Annotated in this window: 2 protein-coding genes; both read left to right on the top strand. The window is 72.3% G+C overall.

Translation table 11 applies throughout. The features are described 5' to 3' along the window. Positions 1-498, top strand: a 498-nt coding sequence (locus ACNPP0_RS18045; protein WP_448706614.1) for a DUF3261 domain-containing protein, incomplete at its 5' end; no start/stop codon positions are given. Next, on the top strand, positions 495-1443 hold a 949-nt coding region (locus ACNPP0_RS18040; RefSeq protein ID WP_448706613.1), incomplete at its 3' end, for a beta-ketoacyl synthase N-terminal-like domain-containing protein. The genes ACNPP0_RS18045 and ACNPP0_RS18040, both read left to right, overlap by 4 nt.

Raw genomic sequence — 1443 nt, 5'->3', positions numbered from 1 at the left:
CTGATCGGGCTGGCCGGCTGCGCCGGCGCGCCACCCTTGCCCGCCCGCGACGCCGGCTTTGCCGTGCCGCGCCAGCTGCACGTCGTGCAGGTGGCCGCCGACCAGCCCAGCGTGGACACGATGCTGGTGGTGCAGCGCGAAGGGGCGGCGCTGCGCTGGTCGCTGTTCGACCCGATGGGTGTGCCGCAAGCGCGGCAGATGCTAGAGGGCGGCCACTGGCGCAACGACGGATTCATGCGGCCCAACGCCCAGGCGCGCGATCTGTTTGCCGCGCTGATGTTCGCGTGGACGCCGCGGGCCCAGCTGGACGCCGCTTATGGCGCGGGCACATGGCGCACGCGGCAGCAAGAGGACGGCACGGCGGTACGCAGCCTGCTGGATCGCGGCGCGGTGCGCTGGACGGTGCGTTGGGCGCAGCCCTCGCAGCCCGACGTTTTTTCGATTACCGGCGCCGATGGCGTCACCTGGCGCGTCGCGCCGCTCAAGGAACAGCCGTGAACACTTGGCTAGGCACCCCCGGCATCGTCTGCGCGTTGGGCGCTGGCGTGAACGTCGTCGCCCAAGCCGCCTTCGATGGCGACACGCGCGGCATGCGCGCGCAGGCGGGCTGGGTCCGCGACCGCAGCCTGACGCTGGGCGCTTATGACGGCCCATTGCCGGCGTTTCCGGGCACCGCCGCCGACACTCGCCCCCACACCGCCGCCAACACAGATGGCGACATCCCGCCAGGCACCTCGGTCGCCGCCCCGCGCGACATGCTTGCCAAGGCCACCGCTGGCTCCTTAGACGCCCCGCCCAGCGCCATCCTGGCCAAGGCCACGGCCGCCCCCATGCCCGACCATCTGCGCAGCCGCAACAACCGCTTGCTGCTGGCCTGCGCCGAGCAGATCGCGCCGCAATTGCAGCGCGCCATCGCCCGCCACGGACCCTCCCGCGTCGCCGTGGTGCTGGGCACCAGCACGTCGGGCGTCAACGACAACGCGCCTGCCTTCCGTACCTTGGCAGCGCAAGGCGCCTGGCCCGCCGACTACGACTACCGCCGTCAGGCCCTGTCGTCGCCCGCTGCGTTTCTGGCGGCACATCTGGGCGTAACCGGCCCGGCGTATACGCTGTCAACCGCGTGCACCTCCAGCGCGCGCGCCCTGCTGTCCGCCCGCCGGCTGCTGGCCGCCGGCCTTTGCGACGCGGTGGTGTGCGGCGGCGCCGATACGCTTTGCCGCCTGACGATCAATGGCTTTGCCACGCTGGAAGCGGTGGACGACGCGCTCTGCCAACCGTTCTCGGTCAACCGCCGAGGCATCAATATCGGCGAAGCCGGCGTGCTGTTCGTGATGCAGCGCGACGCCGATGACGCCAACGCCGTGGCGCTGCTGGGCGGCGGCGCCAGTTCCGACGCCTGGCATATGTCGGCGCCCGAGCCGTCCGGCGCGGGCGCGCGTCCGG

The sequence above is a fragment of the Achromobacter semiaridum genome, assembly GCF_053543755.1.
The sequence above is the reverse complement of the archived record's forward strand: the minus strand, read 5'-3'. Positions and strand labels throughout refer to the sequence as shown.